Annotated in this window: 8 protein-coding genes; 2 read left to right on the top strand and 6 right to left on the bottom strand. The window is 34.1% G+C overall.

Annotated features, from left to right (window positions below):
• Positions 1–53 precede the first annotated feature (53 nt).
• Positions 54–9182 (bottom strand): T9SS type A sorting domain-containing protein, encoded by a 9129-nt coding sequence (locus QL232_RS16155; RefSeq protein ID WP_281614892.1) that lies wholly within the window; start codon positions 9180–9182, stop codon positions 54–56.
• 596 nt (positions 9183–9778) lie between these two features.
• On the opposite strand from QL232_RS16155, the gene fbp reads away from it, so the two are divergent.
• Entirely contained in the window at positions 9779–10816 is a 1038-nt protein-coding gene (gene fbp / locus QL232_RS16150; protein WP_281614891.1) for a class 1 fructose-bisphosphatase, read from the top strand.
• A gap of 809 nt (positions 10817–11625) precedes the next feature.
• Positions 11626–11907: a hypothetical protein gene (locus QL232_RS16145; RefSeq protein WP_281614890.1), complete on the top strand. Its 282-nt coding sequence runs from the start codon at positions 11626–11628 to the stop codon at positions 11905–11907.
• Positions 11908–12015: 108 nt separating this feature from the next.
• Here QL232_RS16145 and QL232_RS16140 read toward each other — a convergent pair whose 3' ends face one another.
• From QL232_RS16140 to QL232_RS16120, 5 genes are all read right to left on the bottom strand, one after another.
• A complete protein-coding gene (locus tag QL232_RS16140; protein WP_281614889.1) occupies positions 12016–12393 on the bottom strand; it encodes a hypothetical protein in 378 nt (125 codons plus the stop codon).
• A gap of 137 nt (positions 12394–12530) precedes the next feature.
• Positions 12531–12920, bottom strand: coding sequence for a hypothetical protein (locus QL232_RS16135; RefSeq protein ID WP_281614888.1), 390 nt, complete (start codon positions 12918–12920; stop codon positions 12531–12533).
• 18 nt (positions 12921–12938) lie between these two features.
• Positions 12939–13394 carry a hypothetical protein gene (locus QL232_RS16130; RefSeq protein WP_281614887.1) on the bottom strand — a complete coding sequence of 152 codons (456 nt, stop codon included), beginning with the start codon at positions 13392–13394 and terminating at the stop codon, positions 12939–12941.
• A 729-nt stretch (positions 13395–14123) separates the two neighbouring features.
• A complete protein-coding gene (locus tag QL232_RS16125; RefSeq protein ID WP_281614886.1) occupies positions 14124–15671 on the bottom strand; it encodes an arylsulfatase in 1548 nt (515 codons plus the stop codon).
• Entirely contained in the window at positions 15671–17167 is a 1497-nt protein-coding gene (locus tag QL232_RS16120) for a sulfatase-like hydrolase/transferase (RefSeq protein ID WP_281614885.1), read from the bottom strand. Before QL232_RS16120 ends, QL232_RS16125 begins: the two co-directional genes overlap by 1 nt.
• Positions 17168–17179 lie beyond the last annotated feature (12 nt).

Here is a 17179-nt window from a genome sequence, read left to right as displayed (position 1 = left end):
TTTCATCGTACTCCTTTTTTGAGTGATATTTAATCGTCATCGAAGCATCACGTTTATTGAACGATCAACTTCTTCACGATTCTATCAAAGCCATTGACTACTTTTATAAAGTAGATGCCCGACTTCAATGAAGATGTTTTAATCAGCATCTTTCTTGAATAATCTGTATTTATTCTTTCTGTGGATAATATTTTGCCTTCATTATTTATTAGGTTTATTTCGATGATTCCTTCCATTTGATATAACTCCATATTTACATCTTCACCATTCGAAGGATTGGGATAGATAACCACTGCATTTTCTGTAATCTCGCGAGGATCGTTATTACCTATCGTCACTTCAACTGGACCAAAACTTTCAGACCTTCCGTCAAAATCACTTTGAATTAATCGGTAGTAAGAAATACCACTGTATGGAGCTTCATCCACAAAACTATAGTCTAGTTTTACATTTGAATTGCCATAGCCTTCCACAAATCCAACCTTCTCATAATTTTTCCCATCCTTGGTTCTATAAATGGCAAATCCTTTATTATTAATTTCTGTAAGTGTTTGCCAAGCTAAATACACTTTTCCTTCTTTTACCGAGGCAGTAAAGTGAGATAGCTCAATTGGTAAATCTTCTCCTAATGATGCTACAGTTATTACATTATCTTCATTAGATGGTGTAGATATTTCTGTCATTGTCCTTGTACTCGAACTCCATCGAACACTAGAGTTAGAAGAATGATTAAATGTAATTGGCTGAGATTGAACAATGTTATTGGAACCTGAAGTGGTAATATCTTCAGGCTCCGTATCTAAATCGCCAGTTATGAAGTTCCAGTTACTATTTATATCATTGATGTTGTCAATATCTTGATGCAAGATTCTTAAATCTTCTACTGAAGCCCCTTTCCTGTCTAATTTCCCTGTATAAATAAAATTGACGGTAGTGGTAAATTTCTCCGAAGCTGAAAGGTTGATAGGGTTTAATTCCCAATATCCTTCGTATACATCATTGATACTATTATCCGGAATCAACAAATCGGCTGCTCCCGATGTAAAACCTACTTCCCAAGTGATATAACTTCCGGGAAAGTTCTTACTAAAATTATCATCACCTGCACCCGGTCTTACTTCATGTCTGCCAATACCAATAGGGTGAAATTCTTGAATGGTACCTACCGGAAAAAAGGTATTTTCTTTATGATCACTTGGCACCCTAAATTTTGCGAGTCCAACAATATAAGATTCCATTGTATTCATCACATCATCAGGCTCCATAGCGATATCTCCGATATGGTTTAATAATCCATTTTTTACATCTAAAATACCATCAATCAATTCTAAATCATTGACATTTATCTCTTGTAAAAGGTGTACTGCTGCTTGGTTGTTTAGCTTTTCATTATAGTTATTATCAATTACTAGCTTTCTTAAGCTATTACTACCTGTAATATTCGCATTGATCATTTGTTGTTGACCATTACCCGTTAATGCAAATGTGAATACATCTTCGGACAAATCTACTCCAGAAACGATATTAATATCCTCTTTGAACTCAAGAATTCGTTCTACTCCAGAACTGTTGGAATAAGAATATATCCTAGCACCACTTTCGACATTGAAAGTTCCATTCACCACTATTTTAGAGCCTCCAGCTAACGCTAGTGTTGAATTTGATTTTAAGTTCAGTGTGGATGTCTCCATAGTAATATTGACTCCATCATCGCCTACTACTAACGCTGAATATTCATTAACGGTAACACCCCCTTCTCCTATCATTATATTGTTTTTTAAATGATATACTGGGTAGGATTGTTTTGCCTCTACATCAGCAGCTTTAGTTTGTAAAGAATAAATACCGGATGTAGTTGCGTTAATTGCGGAAATAGCAATCAACTTATTATTTGGCATATCGGTAATATCTGATTCATTAAATAATCCACCATGAAAGAAATAATTATCTTGAAAATCATTTTTCTCTAGTACTAAACTGCCATTATTGATAGTTAAGAATTCTGTCCAATTATCATCAAGAATATTATCTGTTCTCATCACAAGAATTCCCTGACCAGAAATATTACCTACTATTGAGTTATTTACGTCAGATTTATCAGTGTTACTTTCCACAATAAATTCACCGGCAGGGTAATTATCGTTGTTCCCCTCAATAATTAACTCGGCAATGACCGTTTCAAAGTCTAACTTTACTTTTGTTCCTCTTTGGATAATAACAATAGGTCCACCATCAGGATAAGATGTAGTGTTTAACCAGGCATTATTACCCTCTTCATCGCTATTGTGACCGCCAATTAAATTCACTTCCCAAATTGAAGCATCATCCCAATTTTCTTCCGTTGGAGATACTGCTACATTTTTTGATCGATAAATAGGTACCGTAGAAACAATATGGTCAGGATCACCTACAGCGATTAATGCACTAAACTCATTGACACCATTGATGTTATCAAAGTACTCTATTATGGCATTATTAATTAGAATCTTAGCCGAGTGGTCTGTAGTATTCACCTCATCAGTTGTGAAGTTCTTAAAACCACTACCAATACTAATGGCAGGTAAATATTTAGATTCATCATTCTCAACGTCATTCACATCATAATAGAAAGTGACATCAAAATCTAAAGTCGGTAATTGATCATAATTGAATTTCGTACCATCCATCTTTACAATATCCATGTACCAAGCATAGTTTAGGATATCCGAATTTTCAAAAGACACCGGATTATTCACCCATTCTGAATTATTGTAAACCAATGATCTATACGCTTTTACAGGTTTCTCATTTAATAACTTTATCTCAATACCTATCGTTTCATCAATAACATTGGAAGATAAGTCGATGGCAATGGGTGTATATTTACCTAACACACCAACTGGGAGACAAAAGTTATTCGTATCACCAGCTTCAATAAATTTGATCACTCCACCATCTCTATTTCTATCAGATAATACCAACATTCTTGAAGCATTAAATTCACTTTTATTATTTCCGTTGCCACTTCCTAAAATGTTGGCCTGTTCTCCGAGATAAAGTGAGTTTTCATCAATCACTAAATTCCCTTTAGCCAACGTTAAATCACCATTTATAGACAACTTTAAAAACAATGTTTCATTGTTCGGGTCTTGAATATGTACATCATGTTCATTATTGATGATCAAGTTTTCTATCACTCCATTGTCGGAATAAAGTTCCTGTAATTCTGTACCTTCAAAAGCAATTGCAGAGGTTCCCTCTATTGAAGATCCTTCATGAATTAATAGGTTTCTTTCCAAGCTTAGAGGAATATCCAATACTATATCCGCCTCTCCTTCTATTACTAAGTTCCCTACAACAGTTACCCCATCTGCATTATTCTGTTGTTTTCCATATTGAACTACTAACTCTGTATTTGATCCGTTTAGGTGAACATGACCAAAGTTATAACTCCCTTTTTTCCCTGAATTTACAGCATTGTAATCACCTAAGTATTGTGGCTTTCCTCCAATAAAATTGGCTGTTTTACTATTGCCATTGTAAGTACCACTATTATAAATATTCCCATAAAAAGAAATATTCATTTCATGCTGATTAAAGATTACATTTTCATCGATCATCAAATTACCATAGAAAGAAAGGTCATTAGTGATGACCCCCACATGCCCATTGATAATATCTGTATTTCCTAAAGGAAGAGAAGAATTGATCATAAAATCTTTCCCCGAAACTCCTTCAATAATAAATCTAGACGGAGTCGTTATCGTATTGTCTTTAAAGAAATAACTTAAAGATGGAGAATTCGGAGTAAACAATAAACTTACTTGATTTGAATCATATGATTCTGAACCTTTTAGTTTGAAGTAATTCAAATTTCCATCTAAGGTTGTTACATCATAGTTAAGTTGAATAGCTCCTTCATCGACTATCTCTAAAATAGCTCTACCGCTTAATTCATCAGAAATATCTTGTCCACCAATTTCAATTTTCCCACCTTCTTGATAAAGGGTAATCGTACCTCTCTCACTTGACAATTGTCGTCGTAATTGTGAACCTACTATCAACTCAGCTCCTTCCAAAATATTAATTCTTGCAGATCCAGAACTACCATAACTAATATAATTATTACTAGTTTGACTTCCATTGTATACCCTTGCCACTCCACCTTCAATAACTTCCAATGTTCCGTCTAATAAAATACCACCACCCATTTCTTCTGTAGAGGAAACTGAAATTGTAGATGCATTACCAAGAGTCAATTTTGCATCTGAGGCTATATAAAATTCTTCTCCGCCTGTGTTGACATCAATATTTAGGTTTTGATCCGTTGGATTTCCCAAAACAGCTTGATCTGTCAATAATTTAAGATCAAATTTTAGCTCCCCACTAACTAATTGAAGTGGTTTATCTGCTTTATTACCCTGACTATGTTTTGCTAAATTAAACCCTCTTTCAACAGTAAACTTGGTGGATTTCGACTTATTCATCACGATATCATAGAATTCAGGAAGAATCCTATATTCATTATCAGCATGTGTTAGTTTTCCGTCGGTCTCTCCATCAAAATATAAACTCACCTTCGATACATTAGCGGAATCAGCTATCACTTGAGGAATATTTTCAGAATCATATTCAAAATCTACCTGCAGATTGTTTCCTATAATGTAAGGTGTCCAGAGATCATTCCCTGCTCCATATAAATCAAAATTTACAATATCTGCTAATGCAATATTCCCAGAAACATATAACTGATGTTGACGAGGTGTTCCAGTACTTATTTCTCCCTGTTCAACATAAATATGATTGTAGTTTCTCTCGTTATTACCGTTGTTATACGTTGTCAGTGTACTGATAATTCCACCAGTTTTTACTGTTCTATCAAAGTTTCCTTCCTTTTGGAAAATCAGTGCACCATTATTATTTAAACGAATATTATTATCAGCGGTAATATCTCCATTTTCATAATCTGCTCTTACAAGTACAGTGGCGTTAGAATAAATATCAAGTTGATATGCTCGTAAATCCTCGGTAAAATATCCTGCACCAGAGTGGATCTCAACATATGGAAGTTTTGGCAAATCATACAATTCAACTTCTGTCAAGCGTTGCGTACCAATATCTGCTCTATTGTACCCTAAACTAGGATCATCATCATCTTTTAATTCTTTAGGCAGAGTAATTTTAAGAATACTTTTTTCGTTGGCTGCCCAGTCTCCAAAATCTCCTATTAATTGTGGGCGATAGAAAGTATCTACTTTATCTGCTCCAAAGTCCAGTTCAATTTCTCCAGAGCCAACCACTTTTCCGATTTTTAGATCCGCTCCTTTAATTTTCAAGGCACTTCTTCTTAAAGTAGAATGATTGAAAATCAATTGTGCTAATTCGATATCAACGCCTTCATAGCTTGTGGTGAAACTTTTTGTCGTACTTGGAACCGTTTCTGTCATTGCACCACTAACAATAGTGTACTTTTCTTCTGTTCCCAAGATAGCTACGTCGTTTAAACTTGGGATAGTATAAGCTTGTGATAAAGTCTGTGATGACTCTTCTAATACATACCAATTTAAAATATTGTCCCATGTATTACTCCCTTCTCCATCATTATAATGATAACTATATTTCCCACCACTTTCAGATAGTTTATTCTGATAAACATATATCCCCGGATATCCATTAAAAGCAGATTCAGGACCTACAGTATAATTTGCATTTTCTAAGTAAAATCGTCCACTCGTAGCATCATAATCTTTTTCAAACTCGAAGACTAATTTACCTGCATACACCTTGTCTTCATCTTTTGATGATGGATTAAACGCACTTCCGTTATCATATTCTGATTGCAAAAGTACATTTTGCTGAATATGTCCTGAGACGATATGGTTATCACTATTATAAGTTGGAGCAACAAACCCTTTTCTTTGATAGGCACTTATAACATCATTGTTGATTTGTCTGATATAGTCATCACCGTTCAATACTTTTCCTGGTACTCTATCTTCAAGATCCGTTTTGGTTAAGTTGTTTCCAGATTGTGTAAATGGATTGTTCCCAGAAGCAAAATCATTTGAAATACTAAAGAACCAATTGACTTTTGGTAGTGCAGTATTATTTGTAAAGTCATGCTTTTCTACATTCCAATAGATATTTAACAACTCATTGGATGGATCACTACCAGCTGTTGGAAGAATACCCAAAGCAGGTCGTACAGAAACATACCCTGTATTCGTAATCTCCACAGGGCCATTTTCTAGATGCAATAAAGCTGGAGTGTAATAGAGATTTCCATTGTCTTTTATTCCTACAGGAAATAATAAAGAACGCCATAACTCTCGACTATTTGATGTAGTAATCGCTTGAGCAATATAATCTGAATTATTCGTGAAGTGATATGATTTCTCATCAGTATAGATCCTTGTCAACATCTTATGGAGTCGATCAAAATTATCTACTTTAATTTTTAAACCACCACTGGAAGGTTTCCCATCAGTCACAAAGAAATTATGGTAGTTGATCGTTTTCCAGCTTTCACTACCTTTTACTAATTTAGAAATACCAAAAGTTGGGACTTTTTCAGCGATACAAGCAGGATCATAATCTGGATCATTAAGGTCTTTACAATAGCTATTCAAAGAACGATCAAACCTCATTCTGTCAATAGTCAGCTGATGATTTGATAGGTCTACAGTACCTGATACATACTGTATCCTATTTATTTTAACATCACTGGTTAATGATAAAGTATGATCTTCTAAAAAGATTCTTACGTTCCCAAATTCTGAGTTCTGACTCGTTTCCAAAGTGATGTCTCCCTCCCTAAATTTTAAGAGTGCCTGCACCCCAAATGTTCCTTCTGTATCCTCTAATGAAGATTGACCTGAGTAGAGGCCAAAAACACCATAATTTTTAACTTGTGCACCTTCTCTAAACATTCTTACTGAATAATTTCTATGGTCGAAAGTACCTTCTAAAAGTTCAAAATCTCCTTCAAAATCTACGAGGTTGGAGTAATCTTCAAATCGCTCTCCTTTATCATAACCTGAGCCATCCGTTCCATTAACAGGGTTTCCATTTTTATCTTTCGGGATGAATCCATGTCCTTCTTTATCTACCGGCGTATTCGCAAAATTAGCTTCAGTATTAACTGATATAGAAAAACTAGGGTCTGCTTGTAAAGTCACTTTTACATCACGAGAATCTTTATTTATTCTGAAATTTCCAAAGGATATATTCGTTAGATCAGCCTTTATATCTTCCTCAACTTCATAATTAATATTTAAAATTGAGTTTTCATTCCCTACAAAATTTAACCAATTGACAGTAGACTTAAAGTATTTTGATTCATTGGTTGACCTTAATGTCCCAGTATATACAATGGCATCTAAAATATTAAGGTTAAGATCTTTATAGATAAATAAGTCTTTGTTATTACCATCGAAGTAAGTATTTAAAGATAGAGATCCTTTTATTTCTAAATGGTTCGCCTCTGAAGATATAATCGTCTTGTCTCCATTAAAAAATGAAGCAGTATCTAATTTTACTCTTCCATAATTTGTATAGCTATCTGAATCACTTTTTTGGTAATATGAAGCAACATCATATAACGGAGAACTTGAATTGACAATAAACGTTGGATAATCTGGAGTAGCAACATTAGGATCGAAGTCATTCGGCGTTTCTGCCACATAGATATTAATTTCCCCACCATCTACTTTTACATTTTCTGGGTCTGAACCAATATGAATTCCCCACCCAGATTGAGCATACACATTAAGAATACCACCATTATGAACTTCGAATGAATTGTCTGCAAACGGTAAATTTAAGGTATGGAAACTCTGTATACCTTGGGCATTTTTACCCAATATTACTGTGCCTCCGTTCTGCACAAATGAGCCTCTATGCAAAGAGATTGCTGAAGCAATAGTAGGCCGAATGGCTACGGCTTTTAAGGTGCCATTATTTACTTCCAGTATTCCTTTTTCTCTTAATGTAATTCCACTCGGAACAGCTGTCTGAATGTCTACCAGTCCACCTTGTACGCTAAGTTTACCTTCTAGGTAAAAAGCATTTACTCCTGACTTAATTAATTCTCCTCCATTTGACACAATCACCTCACTCCCTGTGGGTATTGTATAATTTGCCCCTGATAAATCATAAGAAATCCCTTTACCAATCTCTAAAGTACCAGATTGTAAGTCTAAGGCATACCCATCAGTATTTAACGTCAGCATTCCATTACTACTTGCTTCAAGTTTTAAAGTAGAGGTAATTGGCTTGTTGATATTTAAATAACGAAATGTAGTATACTCATTAAATAGAAATAATTGACTAGCTTTCTCGTTCTGATCTATTTCTTGATTCAATGCTTTTAGATTGACATTGGGTAACGTCACATTACCATCGACTGTTACATTTCCATATGATTCAATAGAGTGATTAAAAGAGTTATCATTCGGGTTCTGAATAAACTGAGCCGCTGATGATACACTAAAGTCCTGAAATATTGTAAGGTTTTGAGCTGCTCCTAAATTCCATTGGTCAGAATCATTAAAGGAACCAAAACTAACAATTCCTTTATTGATCATCAAATTTCCATTTAGAGTAATACTTTGTAGGAATAAAGTATTTGTTTCTCCAATATTGACGATAACATTACTCAATTCATTTACTGTAGCATCAACTAGTATATCATGATCTCCTTCAAAAACTACAGTTCCTCCTTTTCCTGTTAAGGTGTTATATTGATAAAACCCCTCTTCAGTCAGCTTACCATCACCTTGTGGAAGATTTATTATTTGATCACTATCACCACTAAGAAATAAAATTCCTGTTCCTTCAATTATGGTAAAATTATGCCCGGTAGTTTTTCCAACTCTTAACGTTCCTCCTTCTTCTATAATTACTTTAGAAAAAAGATGATTGTCTTGAGTGATTGTATAATAAGAATCTTTAAGGATATGCAATACATCTCCACTTTGTGCATTAGTATAACTTCCTACTCCATTAGAGTTTAATGAAAAAGCATCTGTTGCTTCCAAAGTATAAGTGCCATTCCTAGAGTAAATATCTCTAACAACAGAAGACGTTGCTGAGGGGTGAATCGAATTATTATCATAGTTGTAAGTACCAAAAGCTTTGTCTAGTGGTAAAAAATAAATAATGAAAAATATTAGCTTGAAGAAAAGTAGTTGTTTTGTTTTCATCTCAAACGTGAAGAAATTTGTTTAACAATTATCTACAACGATATAGGTGGTATACTTTCATAGCATACAAGTAACCATTCCTATATATTCATACTTCATGTCAAAAAATGTGGTGTTGAAGTTTCTAAACAATAATATTTAGTATCCACCAATAAACTACCTTAGTTCTTATAAATGAGTCTAGTAAAACCGAATTACCCCCCTTGATAAAAGGATTTATACGCTAATTGTTCTCAAAAAATGAAGAAATGAATCGGGTTGACACAATACATTTAGTCATTAGCTATTCTAATTTTTTTTATAAAAAGAAGGTAAACCCTTTACCCCATTAACACTATTCAATCTAACGATACTAGTATTTATTTTTAAGTTAATGTCCTATGGTTTCATGTAAGGTAAACAGGAAACTAAAGGATACTTACTATGCAGTGATCACTTACTTTTGATTTGTCATAATAAAACAGAACTAAAAGTTTATAGAGTATTTATCTCTAGCTCTTCTAAAAATAACCGCTGACATTGAGTAATCTCATTTAAAGATGCTCATGGAGCAAAATCTCTAACCGTATTCACTCAAAAATAATAATTACATTACTATGGAAAGTATTACTACTACTGAAAAGTCCAATGCTAATATTGAAACTTTTACTTCACATATTGGCATTGCGGTAGACCGTTTTATTGCTCAAAGACAAAGTGAATTTCCTCATGCCACAGGTGAATTATCTCAGCTATTAAGAGATATCGTTATTGCTTCAAAAATTATTAGCCGTGAGATTAATAGAGCCGGCTTAAGTGGTATTGAAGGAATGACTGAAGAAGAAAATATACAAGGAGAGCCTCAGAGAATGTTGGATATCATTGCAGAAGTGCGTTTTAAAAGAGCATTAATTAATGGTGGACAGGTATGTGCGATTCTTTCCGAAGAAAGTGATGAAATAATAGATACAGGAAATCATAATGCAAAATATGTTGTGGCTATTGATCCTTTGGATGGCTCATCGAATGTTGATGTGAATGTATCTGTTGGTACCATTTTCTCCATTTATAAAAGAGTTAGCCCACAAGGAAAACCTTATAAAAAAGAAGATTTTCTTCAAAAAGGCGATCAACAAGTTGCGGCCGGATATATTTTATATGGCCCTTCTACCATGCTTGTTTATACCACTGGATATGGAGTAAATGGCTTTACATATGAATCCTCATTAGGGGAATACTTTCTTTCCCACCCTAACATTATACAGCCTGAAAATGGTGAATATTACAGTATCAATGAGAGAGATCAAGGAGAGTTTTCTAGAGACTTTAAAACTTATCTTTATGAATTGAAGTCTCGTAAAATGGGGACAAGATATGTAGGGTCATTAGTATGTGATTTTCACAGAAACCTTCTGAAAGGCGGTGTTTATATGTATCCGTCTACCGATAAATATAAAGAAGGTAAGTTACGTCTAATGTATGAGTGCCATGCCTTGGCCTTTTTGACAGAACAGGCAAAAGGTAAAGCGACAAACGGTTCAGCTAGAATTATGGATATAAAACCAAAAGACATACATCAACGAACACCTATTATTATTGGTTCTAAAAAATTAGTGGATGAATATGAAGAGATCAGACGTTTGATCTGTTTCTAACAAGAATAATGTTTTTGTTGTGTGACGTATAGATTTATTGATGATGTGTGGATATGATCCTATTCTAAAAAGTAGAAATACCTTTTGAGTAGGATCTTTTTATTTGACCTTGTAGGACATTGCTGATACTCTTTGTATTGGTTTTATGAATAATAAATTTCTTTTTTTTACAGATCACTTAAACTATTGGGAATAATACTGCAAGAACTTTTGTCTCAAAAAAAGTCTAAAGGTAACCATTGAGCAAAATTCACCCCATCATTGACTAATTATTCCCGCATTAAATAAATGATCTGGTTTAGTTTTGTGGTATAAGAATTAAGAAAGTAAATCGACAAAAAATGTAATAGAATAAGAAGTTAACTAAAGCCTAGAAAAAGTCTCTATTTATAATGGAGACTTTTTTATTTATGTGATCGTAAAAAAATAACAATCTAATATTACCACCATAAAACATCGACTTATACCACTCATTTAAAGGTACTTGTCAAATCTACCTCTATTATAAATTAAATATTTTCCTCTTCAATTCCCTTTGTTGGATAGCTTTGCTTTCAGGTTATTATTATGAATATAAGATTCGGCTAGAAACTATAATAATTTGTAGAAATATGCATATGGAAATTTATGTATAGCATTCAATATTTTGTTGTGACTATCTTATATAAAAAGGTTTTATTGAATGATAAAACCTTTTTTATTTTCAAAAAACATCCTCAATCTTACGTAATACATATGAAGTGATGACAAATGTAGTAGGTGGTAGTCTAAGATGTATAACCTTAAAAACTATTAAACTTACATTAACCATGATCGATAAAAGACTAAACCTATTGGTATATTTTGTGATTTGTAATGCGATAGCCTACCTATTTGCTTCTGCGATTTTCGACAATCAGATATTGTCCAATATATTATGTGCTTTGTGCATCATAATTTCCGGATACATTGTATATATCAATTATCATAAAGCCGTTGAGGACAACGATGCTCCAAAAAAACGATACCTTAAGAAATTAATAATATATACTTATTCAGGATTGATTTTACCTGTAATAATTGTGGCGATGTTCAGTAAATACATCTTGTAAAAAGTATGTTTCTCATTAACCCAGGGCTAACTTGGGTTGATGAGAATAAAAAATACCCCACCCGATGCCAGGTGAGGTATTTTTTTAAATATTGGTCTACTGATAGTTTTATCTTAATTTATAAACTTTTACATCCTTCTTGAAATCACCTCTGACAGCCTTAAACGCTTGCATCATTTGTGCTACCTTATCAGGGTGAATCTTTGCTAAGTTATTTTGTTGAGAAGGATCTTCTTTCAAATTGTACAATTGTATTTGATCGCTATTACCGATTTCTATTTTTACTTTCTTTAAAGCAACGGGGCCTTCATAAGGAGGAATCAATAACCAATCATTCTTTCTAAAGGCCGTTCTTGATGTGGCTTCCAAAATTAGTTCTTCTCTACCTACTTTGCTCTTACCTAAAAAAGCAGATAGTAAGTTTTCACTGTCATCTGTTTTTAAATTACTACCAACTAAGATGGATCTATACTTAATTTGTTGCAATAAGTAGTATAGACGTTAGATGGAGTTTCATTGTTGTTTGCTGTTTATAATGCATTAATCATTATTTCTATTTTAGTGTGGTAAGTTGAACGTTATATTAACACTATATAAGAGAAAATGATAAAAGCACATTTATACTATTCATACTTATGCTTTATTTTTAAGTATTCTTCCTTAGTCCATCCGTCTGACGGTGGCTTTTGATATAATCTAACTATTGTGCTATTTTTTGAACCCGTTCCTATTGCTCCTACTTTAGGATCAAATATAGCATACTTCACAAAAAAATAGGCCTTGCCTTCTATGATATGTTTTGATTTCATATATGAACATGATATTCGGTATCGTTCTTCATTAACAAAATATATTAGTGAACGTTTTGACTTATTCAAATCACTTTCTTCCATATATCCAATCGTATATTTTTTTTCTCCAAACAAATGTAACGCAAAAATATAAGCCATTACACCACCTATAAAAATGATAAATGCATTAAATAAAATTGTTCGTTTTTTTATTTTTCTCATTTGAATCTTAAATTTTGATTACCAACCTTTATCCTTCATTTTTTCACCCAAATATTTATATCCAGAATTCATAAGAATATCATGAAAGTGTAGCATTAATTTTGAAACATATTTAGAATTAACTACACTTTTTTCCAAAAAGTGTCCTGTTAAAGTAGTTATACCTTGTTCATGTACACCGAGAAAAGTATCAACTGTAATATCAAGTGGTTCACCAAAAGATGGAAGAAGTTCAAAATTCTTCGCATCAGACACCTTATAATCTAATGCCCATCCAGAAGCTCCAAGTAAAAATCCTTGCCACCCTTTTTTTGTATAACCACCAACTACTTCAGCCCCTATATCATATAAATCCAAATTAGGATCTCCAGAAGATACTAATTGGCCAATAGCCTCTTTTCCTCCGGCAACAACACCTTTCCACCTTGTATAGTTATTAGCGAAGTTATACATATTCCTGAAAGTATTACTCATATTCACTCCTCCCAAATAGGATAAAGCTACAGTTCCCCCTGCAAATCCTACTAAACCAAAAGCTATAGGCGCTGCATCACTTTGAGCACTTCTAATACATTAAGTACACTAGGATCCCAATTTGGGTCTGATGATTTGTGAATCCACTTATCACCAGAATTATCTTCAAAAGTACCTGATGAGAAGTTAAACCACTCATACTTACCCGTAGAAGGATTTCTAAACCAATCTCTGCCATCTGGATCTACACCAATTAATTGGGTTATTCCCCATACCTAAATAAACACTAGCAAATTGTCTATGAGAATCCACACTCAACCATCTACCAATTACAGGATCATACATCCTAGCTTCAAAACTATTGAAACCATTATCAGCCGTTTCGTCTTCGGCAAATTCACCTTGATAGCCTTAGCGATACTTTCTACTTGCTAGTTTAGTGCCAATATCCATTTTTAAACCAAAAGGATAGTAATCGCTATAATTATTAGTGACTATAAAAGGCGTTAGAACATTGGCTAGACCCCAATTTACCGTGGCTCGAACATTTCCTAAGTTATCTGAAAGTTGGTAGTCCGTGGTGCTCTGGAAAACTTCTTGGTTAGATTCTGATTCATATCTAGTATGTTTCTCATTAACCCAGGGCTATCTTGGGTTGATGAGAATAAAAAAAAATACCCCACCCGATGCCGGGTGAGGTAATTATTAAATATTGGTCTACTGATAGTTTTATCTTAATTTATAAACTTTTACATCCTTCTTGAAATCACCTCTGACAGCCTTAAACGCTTGCATCATTTGTGCTACCTTATCAGGGTGAATCTTTGCTAAGTTATTTTGTTGAGAAGGATCTTCTTTCAAATTGTACAATTGTATTTGATCGCTATTACCGATTTCAATTTTTACTTTCTTTAAAGCAATGGGACCTTCATAAGGAGGAATCAATAACCAATCATTCTTTCTAAATGCTGTTCTTGATGTTGCTTCTAAAATTAGTTCTTCTCTACCTATTTTGCTCTTACCTAAAAAAGCAGATAGTAAGTTTTCACTATCATCTGTTTTTAAATTACTACCCACTAACGCTGAAATTGATGAAAGCAAATCCATCTGACAAACTAAAGCATCAGACTTTGTCGGTTTAATTTTTCCTTTCCAATACGTTAGGAAGGGAACGCGCGTTCCTCCCTCAAATAAACTATATTTTCCTCCTCTTAATACACCTGCTGGCTGATGATCGCCTAATTGTTCCTCTGCTTCATCATAATATCCATCATTCAGTACAGGGCCATTGTCACTCGAAAGGATGACTAATGTATTTTCTAATAGGCCTTGTTTCTCAAGTGTTGTTATTAGTTCACCAATACACCAATCTGCTTCTATAATTGCATCGCCTCTTGGTCCCATCCCTGATTTTCCCTTAAACCTTGGGTGGGGAGTTCTTGGTACATGAGGTTGTTGAAGTGCATAATATAAAAAGAAAGGTTGATCCTTATGCTGTTCAATATATTCTTTCGCTTTGATTAAGAAGTGATCGGCCATTTCATAGTCATCCCATTTTGCTGCTTCTCCTCCTTTCATAAAACCAATTCTTGGAATACCGTTAACAATACTATTGTTATGCCCATGATGCCATTTCATGTATACCATTTCGGGATTTGATATAGCTGTTGGTTCTCCTTCAAAGTTTTTCTCATAGTTTACCTGAATTGGATCTTGAGGATTCAATCCCACTACCTTATTGTTTTCTATATAAACTGTAGGAACTCTATCTTGCGTTGCAGCCATGATATAACTTTCATCAAAGCCCACCTCATTTGGGCCTGGTGAGATTGTCTTATTCCAATCTACATACCCATTACCTAAGCCCAAATGCCACTTTCCTACAATGCCTGTAGCATACCCTTCAGTCTTTAACATTTTCGGTAAAGTAAGTTGTTCCGTACCTATGATCAACGGTGCAGTACCAGGTAAGATCTTTGCATTCGCATTCTTCCAAGGGTAAGTGCCCGTTAATAACCCATATCTACTTGGTGTACAAGTCGCTGAGGTAGCATATCCATTAGTAAACTGTACCCCATTATGAGCTAAAAAATCCATATTGGGTGTTTTTAATCTTTTGGATGCCCCATAGGCCCCCATATCTCCATAGCCTAGATCATCCAAATAAATAAGTAAGATATTGGGTTTGGCACTAGTTGTATTTTCTTTTTCAGGTTTAGAGGAACTGCATCCGAAAAAGAAGATGGATACCAATAATATTAAGAAATATGATTTCATTATTTCGTTTTTTTCTTGTAGTGATTCTTGCTAAAATCTGACTGCTCTTTTGTAAGGTCTAATAACTTTCCTTCTTCAAGCTGTGACCATAATTCTGGATGATACCCTTTTAAATACTTCACAAAAGCAACACCTCTAAAACCTTCAGGTGCAACATCTTCAAAACCTCTATCGATATGCTCTAATTGCCATTGGTTCATATACCTTCTAAGTTTTTCTAACTCTTTTTTATATTTTGGGTCATGGATCAGGTTAACTAATTCATCAGGATCATTTTTTAAATCATACAATTCCTCTGCTTCCTTTTTTGGGGAGAAAAAATATGCTTGAGCCGAAGTAAGTTGGCCTTCAGAATATAATTTTCTCATTACATGTACTGCAGGGCGATTGTACTCTAAATACCCTTGATGTGCATCATAAGGTACTTCTGGCATATAGTTTTTTATATATTTAAAGCGTTTTGTCGTTATCGCTCTAGATCGATCTTTGACCTCATCCCAAATGTCTCTGGCAGAATATACATAGTCTCTTTCCTGTTTATCGAAGAGAGACGTTCCAGAAAAATATGTTGGTACATCTACTTGAGCAAGTTCAAGAATAGTCGCAGATATATCTGTGAATGAACATAATTGATCATCTACTTTATCTTTCTTCAATGCCTTAGGGTAATGAATAATAAGAGGAATTCTTAAACCTGAATCATATACATATCCTTTACCTCTAATATTCGCTCTTCCATTATCTCCCATAAAAATGATCACTGTATTCTGCGCCACCCCATTTTCCTCTAGTTGGTCCATCAACATTTTCATTTCATGGTCAGCATATTCTATTTGGTCCAAATAAGTCGCCCAATCCAATCTTGTAGCTGGAGTGTCGGCAATAAATGGTGGAAGGGTTACCTTGCTAGGGTCCACTGGATGTTGGGATTTTTCTCTAATAGAATTCCACCAATTTCCTCGATGTGTCACCTTCAATTGAACTTGAGCAAAAAAAGGTTTTCCATCATTTTTTAATACGGCTGACTTTTCATTAAATAATCCAAAATCAGTAGAACCATTATACTCTCCAGTCGATTGATGCATAAAATTACAATCGATCTTCTCTCCTTTTTTCATTACTAACTTACTACCAACGATCGTTTTATATCCGGCATCAGCAAGCAATTTTGTAATCGGCGTATACTCATTAGGCAATACGACCTTTCTATTACTTCTATGGTTGTGGGTGTTGGTAATATTCTGATGTGTACCCAACATTAAAGCAGATCTACTTGGTGAACAAATAGAGTTTGTGCCTATACAATTGGTGTATCTGATTCCTTCTTTCGCCAGTTGATCAAACGTTGGTGTTTTCACCTCGGACATTCCGTAACAAGCTAAATCATTACTGATATCCTCTGCCATCACCAATAAAATATTGGGACGTTCTTGGGCGCAAAGGCTACTGGATATACAAAGAAGTATACCCAATAGCTGTACTATTCCTTTTTTCATCTTCAGATAATT

The organism is Flammeovirga sp. SubArs3, assembly GCF_947387565.1.
Lineage (GTDB): Bacteria > Bacteroidota > Bacteroidia > Cytophagales > Flammeovirgaceae > Flammeovirga > Flammeovirga agarivorans.
Note: the sequence above shows the minus strand (reverse complement) of the source record. Positions and strands in the feature narration are given on the sequence as shown.

What these genes read in the sequence shown, in the direction of transcription:
- QL232_RS16155 (WP_281614892.1), bottom strand. Translation starts at nt 9,182, where the DNA reads ATGAAAACAAAACAACTACTTTTCTTCAAGCTAATATTTTTCATTATT.
- fbp (WP_281614891.1), top strand. Translation starts at nt 9,779, where the DNA reads ATGGAAAGTATTACTACTACTGAAAAGTCCAATGCTAATATTGAAACT.
- QL232_RS16145 (WP_281614890.1), top strand. Translation starts at nt 11,626, where the DNA reads ATGATCGATAAAAGACTAAACCTATTGGTATATTTTGTGATTTGTAAT.
- QL232_RS16135 (WP_281614888.1), bottom strand. Translation starts at nt 12,920, where the DNA reads ATGAGAAAAATAAAAAAACGAACAATTTTATTTAATGCATTTATCATT.
- QL232_RS16130 (WP_281614887.1), bottom strand. Translation starts at nt 13,394, where the DNA reads ATGAGTAATACTTTCAGGAATATGTATAACTTCGCTAATAACTATACA.
- QL232_RS16125 (WP_281614886.1), bottom strand. Translation starts at nt 15,671, where the DNA reads ATGAAATCATATTTCTTAATATTATTGGTATCCATCTTCTTTTTCGGA.
- QL232_RS16120 (WP_281614885.1), bottom strand. Translation starts at nt 17,167, where the DNA reads ATGAAAAAAGGAATAGTACAGCTATTGGGTATACTTCTTTGTATATCC.